The organism is Mesorhizobium sp. M0615 (assembly GCF_040320805.1).
Lineage (GTDB): Bacteria > Pseudomonadota > Alphaproteobacteria > Rhizobiales > Rhizobiaceae > Mesorhizobium.
Window position 1 is genome coordinate 323662 of sequence record NZ_JAMYQI010000010.1, and the last position, 7861, is coordinate 331522.

Annotated in this window: 7 protein-coding genes; 6 read left to right on the top strand and 1 reads right to left on the bottom strand. The window is 63.9% G+C overall.

What is annotated here, in order from left to right:
• The first annotated feature begins 81 nt into the window (after window positions 1–81).
• The 5 genes from pstC to phoB are packed head-to-tail and all read left to right on the top strand — an operon-like array spanning window position 82 to window position 5149.
• The gene (gene pstC, locus NKI46_RS20095) at window positions 82–1542 is read left to right on the top strand and encodes a phosphate ABC transporter permease subunit PstC (RefSeq protein ID WP_023806534.1); all 1461 of its coding nucleotides are present in this window, start codon (window positions 82–84) and stop codon (window positions 1540–1542) included.
• Window positions 1539–2855: a phosphate ABC transporter permease PstA gene (gene pstA, locus NKI46_RS20100; RefSeq protein WP_352747555.1), complete on the top strand. Its 1317-nt coding sequence runs from the start codon at window positions 1539–1541 to the stop codon at window positions 2853–2855. The genes pstC and pstA overlap by 4 nt, the downstream gene beginning before the upstream one ends.
• Window positions 2856–2872: 17 nt before the next feature.
• Window positions 2873–3697: a phosphate ABC transporter ATP-binding protein PstB gene (gene pstB / locus NKI46_RS20105; protein WP_023670110.1), complete on the top strand. Its 825-nt coding sequence runs from the start codon at window positions 2873–2875 to the stop codon at window positions 3695–3697.
• A 41-nt stretch (window positions 3698–3738) separates the two neighbouring features.
• Window positions 3739–4443: a phosphate signaling complex protein PhoU gene (gene phoU, locus NKI46_RS20110; RefSeq protein WP_023670109.1), complete on the top strand. Its 705-nt coding sequence runs from the start codon at window positions 3739–3741 to the stop codon at window positions 4441–4443.
• A gap of 16 nt (window positions 4444–4459) precedes the next feature.
• Complete coding sequence (phoB, locus tag NKI46_RS20115) at window positions 4460–5149, top strand: phosphate regulon transcriptional regulator PhoB (RefSeq protein ID WP_031253470.1); 690 nt, start codon at window positions 4460–4462, stop codon at window positions 5147–5149.
• A 30-nt stretch (window positions 5150–5179) separates the two neighbouring features.
• Here the strand turns inward: phoB and NKI46_RS20120 are convergent, their stop codons facing one another.
• Window positions 5180–6415, bottom strand: a complete 1236-nt coding sequence (locus NKI46_RS20120) for an ROK family protein (protein ID WP_023683969.1) — start codon at window positions 6413–6415, stop codon at window positions 5180–5182.
• Between the two features lie 266 nt (window positions 6416–6681).
• On the opposite strand from NKI46_RS20120, the gene xylF reads away from it, so the two are divergent.
• Window positions 6682–7722 (top strand): D-xylose ABC transporter substrate-binding protein, encoded by a 1041-nt coding sequence (xylF, locus tag NKI46_RS20125; protein WP_023683968.1) that lies wholly within the window; start codon window positions 6682–6684, stop codon window positions 7720–7722.
• Window positions 7723–7861 lie beyond the last annotated feature (139 nt).

A 7861-nucleotide genomic window follows, 5' to 3' on the forward strand; every position in this document is an offset into this window, starting at 1 on the left:
AGGGCGCGGATGAACTCCGCGCCCTGACTTCGCCGCTTGCCGCAACGGCTGCGGCGATCTGAATTTTCCCTGGGGTGGGTTATGTCGTCCTTGCTCGTACTCGCCATAGTCATCGCCATAGGCGTGGTCGCTTTTGTGGTCGGCCGCCAGCGCGCCGCGGCGCAGGATACCGGCAAGGTCAAGCCGCATTCGCGCGCGCATTATCATGGCTGGTGGGCCTTTCTGCTCGCGGTCCTGCCTGCCGTCCTTTTGCTCGCCGTCTGGGATATCGGCTCTTCCTTCTATCTCGACCGGCATATCCATGCCGCTTTGCCCGAGCGCACCGCCGACACAAAGGTGGCCAGCGAAGCGCTCGACGCCAGCCTGGTGAAGAGCCTGGCCAAGGGCCTGCGCCGGCTCGATGGCGATACCGCACTTCCCGCTACTTTCGCCGAATTGCAGCCGCTGCTCGCCGCCAAGGGCGTGGCACTGGCCAGCGACACCCAGGACTATATGATCCCGATCGCGGTCGAGGCGAACCAGGTCCAGGACCGGCTCGGCCTGTTCAGCGCCGTGCTGACCTTCGCGCTGTCGGTCGCCGGCGCCTTCTATGCGCTGAGGCAGATCGCGCCGCGCGCCAGGGCGCGCAACAATGTCGAGAAGCTGATGCTGTGGGGGCTGCTTGCGGCCTCGACCATCGCCATCCTGACCACGGTCGGCATCGTGCTGTCGATGCTGTTCCAGACCATCACCTTCTTCGAGAGCGTGTCGCCGATGAGCTTCTTCTTCGGCACGGTGTGGGATCCGCGTTTCGCCGCCGCCGGTTCCGGCGGCAGCCAGGGTCAGTTCGGCCTGATCCCGCTTCTTGCCGGCACGCTCTACATCGCCGCCGTCGCCCTTCTGGTGGCAGTGCCGGTCGGGCTGATGTCGGCGGTCTACATGTCCGAATATGCCTCGCGCGGTGTGCGCTCGGTGGTCAAGCCGGCGTTGGAACTGCTGGCCGGCATTCCGACCATCGTCTACGGCATCTTCGCCGTTGTCACGCTCGGACCGTTCTTGCGCGACCTGTCGGCGGCACTCACCGGCGGCTCGCCCTTCATCCAGGGCCAGAGCATCTTCACCGCCGGTCTGGTGATGGGCGTCATGCTGATCCCGGTCGTGTCCTCTTTGTCCGACGACATCATCACCGCGGTGCCGCGCGCAATGCGTGACGGCTCGCTCGGCCTCGGCGCCACGCGCTCCGAGACGATCAAGCGGGTGATCCTGCCGGCGGCACTGCCCGGCATCGTCGGCGCCATCCTGTTGACGGCGTCGCGCGCCATCGGCGAGACGATGATCGTCGTGCTGGCGGCGGGCGTCGCCGCCAATCTGACGGCCAATCCGTTCGAGGCGATGACGACCATCACCGTCAAGATCGTCAACCAGCTGACCGGCGATCTCGAGTTCAACTCGCCGCAGACGCTGGTCGCCTTCGCGCTCGGCCTGACGCTGTTCGCGCTGACGCTGGTGATGAACATCGTCGCCCTCTACATCGTGCGCAAGTACCGGGAGCAGTACGAATGACCGACATCCCCCTGGACACGATGGCGGGTGCCGTCGCGCGTCCGCGCCGCGACATCGGGCTGAAGGCGCGCTATGCCGCCGAACGCCGGTTCCGCATCTATGGCGTGATTGCGATCTCGGTCGGCCTGGCGTTCCTGGCCATCATGCTGATCACCATCGTCTCGAAAGGCTACACCGCCTTCTGGCAGACGACGGTGACGCTTCCGATCACCTTCGATGAGAAGGTCATCGACCCCTCGAACAAGCGTGCCACAGACCCGAATGTGCTGATCAAGGCGAACTATCCCAAGCTCGCCGAAAACGCGCTGGTGGCCAAGCTCGGCATCGATCCGGCCAACAAGCCGATGATGCTGAAGCTCAAGGGCTTCCTGTCGGAAGGCGCGCGGGTCCAGCTGCGCGACATCCTCTCCGCCGATCCCTCGGTGATCGGCACGACGCGCGATGTCGACATCCTGGCTGCCGCCAATCTCGACTCGGCCTTCAAGGGCCAGATCGACCTCGGCGTCGATGAAGCGCGCCGCAAGGTGTCCAACCAGCAGATCGACTGGATGAACAAACTCAAGGCCGACGGCGTGATGGCCGAGCATTTCAACACCGGCCTGTTCACCTATGGCGCCTCCAGCCGGCCCGAAACGTCGGGCATGGGCGTGGCGATCATCGGCTCGTTCTACATGATGGTGATCGTGCTGTTGCTGGCGCTGCCGATCGGCGTCGCCGCCTCGATCTATCTCGAGGAATTCGCCAAGAAGAACCGCTTCACCGACCTGATCGAGGTCAACATCAACAATCTGGCGGCTGTGCCGTCGATCGTCTTCGGCCTGCTCGGCCTTGCCGTGTTCATCAACTTCCTCGGCATGCCGCGCTCAGCTTCCTTCGTCGGCGGCCTGGTGCTGACGCTGATGACGCTGCCGACCATCATCATCGCCACGCGCGCCGCCCTTGCCGCGGTGCCGCCGTCGATCCGCTCGGCAGCGCTCGGGCTCGGCGCCTCCAAGATGCAGATGGTGTTCCACCACATCCTGCCGCTTGCCGCCCCAGGCATCCTTACCGGCACCATCATCGGCCTGGCGCGTGCGCTCGGCGAGACAGCACCGCTGCTCTTGATCGGCATGGTCGCTTTCGTCGCCGATTATCCGACGACGCCTTTCGATCCGGCGACCGCGCTGCCGGTGCAGATCTACATGTGGGCAAACGAGGCTGAGCGCGCTTTTGTCGAGCGCATGTCCGGCGCCATCATCATCCTGCTCGTCTTCCTCATGGCCATGAACATCACCGCGATCGTGCTTCGGCGCCGGTTCGAGCGGCGCTGGTAGAAAAAAGGCAATTTGGTATGAACATCATGACCGAACAGTCCCTTGAGAATGCAGTGGGCGACAAAATGAACGCCAAGTCGAACGAAGTCATCAAGATGCGCGGCGACAAGGTCGGCGTCTTCTACGGCGAGAAGCAGGCGTTGTTCGACGTCAATCTCGACGTCCGCCAGAACCAGGTGACGGCGCTGATCGGCCCGTCCGGCTGCGGCAAGTCGACCTTCCTGCGCTGCCTCAACCGCATGAACGACACCATCGATTCGGCGCGGGTGACCGGCAAGATCACGCTCGATGAAGACGACATCTACGACAAGAACATCGATGTCGTCGAACTGCGCGCCCGCGTCGGCATGGTGTTCCAGAAACCCAACCCGTTCCCGAAGTCGATCTACGAGAACGTCGCCTACGGCCCGCGCATCCATGGGCTGGCCAAGCGCAAGTCCGACATGGACCAGATCGTCGAGCAGAGCCTGAAGAAGGCTGCGATCTGGAACGAGGTCAAGGACCGCCTGCAGGAGCCCGGCACCGGCCTGTCCGGCGGCCAGCAGCAGCGCCTGTGCATCGCGCGCGCCATCGCCGTGTCGCCGGAGGTGATCCTGATGGACGAGCCCTGCTCGGCGCTCGATCCGATCGCCACCGCCCGTGTCGAGGAGCTGATCGACGAACTGCGCCAGAACTACACGATCGTCATCGTCACCCACTCGATGCAGCAGGCGGCGCGCGTGTCGCAGCGCACGGCGATGTTCCATCTCGGCTATCTCGTCGAGGAGGGCGCCACCGACAAGATGTTCACCAACCCCGACGACAAGCGCACCCAGGACTACATTACCGGCCGCTTCGGCTGAGCCGTCCGGCGGGTGAATTTTCAGGCACGAGGACCAAGATCATGGGTGAACATACCGTCGCCTCCTTCGATGAAGAGCTCGGGCAGATCAGCAAGCTGATCCGCGACATGGGCGATCTGGCAGGCTCGATGGTCAGCGGCTCGACCAGGGCGCTGCTCAATTCGGACAATGCGCTGGCACAGCGTGTCGTTTCCGACGACGCCATCATGGATGCGCGCCAGCGCGAACTGGACGACCGCGCCATCACGCTGATCGCCAAGCGCCAGCCGATGGCCAACGATCTGCGCGCCGTGGTCGGCTCGATCCGCATGGCCGGCGACCTCGAGCGCATCGGCGATCTCGCCAAGAACATCGCCAAACGCGTCGGCACCGTGGGCTTGAGCGTCACGCCGCGCGACCTCTCGCACTCCATCGATGCCATGGCGCAGCTGGTGCTGATCCAGGTGCAAGGCGTCGTCGAGGAATATGCCGCCACCGATGCGGCAGCTCTTGCAAAACTCAGGAATGACGACGAGCGCATCGACGTCAAATACACGTCCGTGTTTCGTGAGCTCTTGACCTACATGATGGAAGACCCTCGCAACATCACCGCCTGCACGCATCTCTTGTTCTGCGCCAAGAATCTTGAGCGCATCGGCGATCATGTCACCAACATCGCCGAAAATGCGTATTATGTGCTGACCGGCCAGCAATTGCCCGCCAATCGTCCGAAGCAGGACGAGACGGCGATGGCCACGCCGGCCTGATGAGGGTGAACTGCCTATGATCGCGCCACGCATCATGGTCGTGGAGGACGAGGAGCCGCTAGGCGTGCTCCTCCGCTACAACCTCGAATCCGAAGGCTATCACGTCGAGGTGGTGACACGCGGCGACGAGGCCGAGATCCGCCTGCAGGAAAACGTGCCCGATCTCCTGGTGCTCGACTGGATGGTGCCCGCTGTTTCCGGCATCGAGCTCTGCCGGCGGCTTAGAGTGCGGCCCGAAACCGAGCGGCTGCCGATCATCATGCTGACCGCGCGCAGTGAGGAAAGCGATCGCGTGCGCGGCCTGTCCACCGGTGCCGACGACTATCTGGTCAAGCCATTCTCGACGCCGGAGTTCATGGCGCGCGTGAAGGCGCTGCTGCGCCGGGCCAAGCCGGAAGTGCTGTCCAGCGTGCTCAAGGTCGGCGACATCGTGCTCGACCGCGAGTCGCACCGTGTCTACCGCAAGAAGAGCGAGATCAGGCTCGGACCGACCGAGTTCCGGCTGCTCGAATTCATGATGCGCCATCCCGGCCGCGTGTTCTCGCGCAGCCAGCTGCTCGACAATGTCTGGGGCGAGACGATCTACATCGACGAGCGAACCGTCGACGTCCATGTCGGGCGCTTACGCAAAGCGGTCAACAACGGCCGCATGCCGGATGTCATCCGTACCATTCGCGGCGCCGGCTACGCGATCAGGGAAGACTAGGATGCTGCGCGTCGCGCCGTTGCCGGCCATTCAGGCGACATGCTTGCCGGATTTCGCCTGAATGCCCGGCGCGAAAATCTCCTGATCGACGAAGCCGAGCGCGCGCATGGCACAGCCTTCGCGGATCAGCGGCAGCTCGTTGGGCTCGGTGTCGAAGGAGATCGACTTCGAGTGCTGGCCGCCGGCGGTCTGGGCGATCGCTTCGCGCAATGCCGGCTCGATCAGGTCGAAGGCGGCGGCGCTGACGCCAACCATGGCGACAGGCGCCGGGTCGATCAGCGCAAACAGGCTGCCGAGGCCGAAGCCGAGCGCCTCACCGGCCTTGCGATAGGCTTCGCGCTCCGGGCCATCGGTTTCGCGGGCGCGCGCGGCGAGTGCGCGCATATCAGCGTCGCCGATATCGACCGGCTCGGCATCTTCGCTCATCATTTTGGCGCTGCGCCAGATGGCGTAGTTTCCGGCATAGGCCTCGACGCAGCCGCGCCGCCCGCAGCGGCAGAGCGCGCCGCCCGGACGGTGGATCATGTGGCCGAACTCGCCGCCCGAGGAATGGGTGCCGGTGAACAGTTCGCCTTTCAGCACCAGCCCCATGCCGATGCCGTGCGACAAGAGGATCGCGATGAAATTGTCGCGGTAGCGCTCGGGCTGGCGCCATTGCAGGGCCACCGCCATCATATTGCAGTCGTTCTCCATGGTGGCAGGAATGCCGAATTCCGCTTCCAACATGTCGGCGAAGGCAATGTCGGTCAGTGGCGTGATTGGCGACCACAGCATGGCCCGCGCCTGCGAATCGGTGATGCCCTGGATGCCCATGGCAATGCGGGCGATGCTCTGGACATCGAGGTCCGGGTCCGCGAGACGCCGCCCGACGATTGCTACGCATTCGCCGATCAGCTCGTCGCGCGGCATGGTCAGCGTGTCGAGCCGGCGCTGTTCTTCCGCGACCACCTGGCCGGCATAGTCGATGACGGTGACGGAGAGGAAGTTCAGCGACAGCACCACGGTCATGACCGCCGCCGCTTCCGGGTTGAGGCCAAGGCCGACCTGCGGCCGGCCGCGTTTCAGCGAGCCGGTCTCGCCAGGCTTGCCTTCAATCAGGATGCCTTCTTGAATTAGATCAGACGAGATTGCCGATATCGTCGAATGGCTGAGGCCGGTGGTCGCCGCAATCTCGGTCCGCGACGGCTGGCCGGCCCGGCGCACGGCCGAAATCACCATCGCACGGTTGCGACGGCGCAGATCGTCGTGGCGGATCCCAACCGACATTTGTTTTCCTCCCGGCCTCCTCGCGCCTCATGATAGTGAAGGCGTTCGACGGCACCAGCCAAATATTGGCAGACGCCGGCAGCCCTGTCATTGTTTATTGCGGAGCTCGAAAAAATTCGGCAACGCCATCAGAATCCATCATAATCGATGTTGACAGTGCCTTATCATTGAACCAGTATTTTTTCGAGGCTCGAAAAAATGGAGCCTCTTTGTGCAGGCCTTCGGGCCGGTTTTGTCGCGCCGTGGGCGGCGCAGGGAGGGTTATAATGAACAGATTTGCAGCCGCCATGCTGGCGGGTGTCGCCATGTCGCTGGCGCTGATGTCGGTCGCGCAGGCGAAGGACAAGGTCATCGGCGTGTCGTGGTCGAACTTCCAGGAAGAGCGCTGGAAGACCGACGAGGCGGCGATGAAAACGGCGATCGAAGCCGCCGGCGACAAGTACATTTCGGCCGACGCGCAGTCCAATCCCGGCAAGCAGCTGACCGACGTCGAAAGCCTGATCTCGCAGGGCGCCAACTCGCTGATCATCTTGGCGCAGGACGCCTCGGCCATCGGCCCGGCGGTGCAGAAGGCGCTGGACGAAGGCATTCCGGTCGTCGGCTATGATCGCCTGATCGAGAACAAGGACGTCTTCTACCTGACCTTCGACAACAAGGAAGTCGGCCGCATGCAGGCCCGCGAAGTGTTCAAGGCGAAGCCCGAAGGCAACTATGTCTTCATCAAGGGCTCGGGCTCGGATCCGAATGCCGATTTCCTGTTCTCGGGCTCAATGGAAGTGCTCAAGGAAGCCATCGACTCGGGCAAGATCAAGAATGTCGGCGAGGCCTATACCGATGGCTGGCTGCCGGCCAACGCCCAGAAGAACATGGAACAGTTCCTGACCGCCAATGACAACAAGGTCGATGCCGTGGTTGCGGCCAATGACGGCACCGCCGGCGGCGTTGTCGCCGCGCTGACGGCGCAGGGCCTTGCCGGAACGGTTCCGGTCTCGGGCCAGGACGGCGACCATGCCGCCCTGAACCGCATCGCGCTCGGCACGCAGACGGTGTCGGTGTGGAAAGACGCGCGCGAACTCGGCAAGAACGCCGCCGAGATCGCCTCGCAGCTTGCCGATGGCAAGAAGACGGGCGACATTGCCGGCGCCAAGGACTTCACCACGCCTGGCGGCAACACCGTCAAGTCGCTGTTCCTGACCCCCGTCGCGATCACCAAGGACAACCTCAACGTCGTCATCGACGCCGGCTGGATCAAGAAGGACGAAGTCTGCACAGGCGTCGCCGCCGGCAGCGTCGCGGCTTGCAACTGATCTCGACGACTTGAAGAAATGAGGCGCCGCCGGGGGGGACCCGCCGGGGTTTTTGGTAGAGGATATTTTTTTTTAGCCCAAGGGGGGCCAAATGATGGGGGTGGGGGGGGCGGCGCCCCCCCCCGCCAGGCCCGGGGGG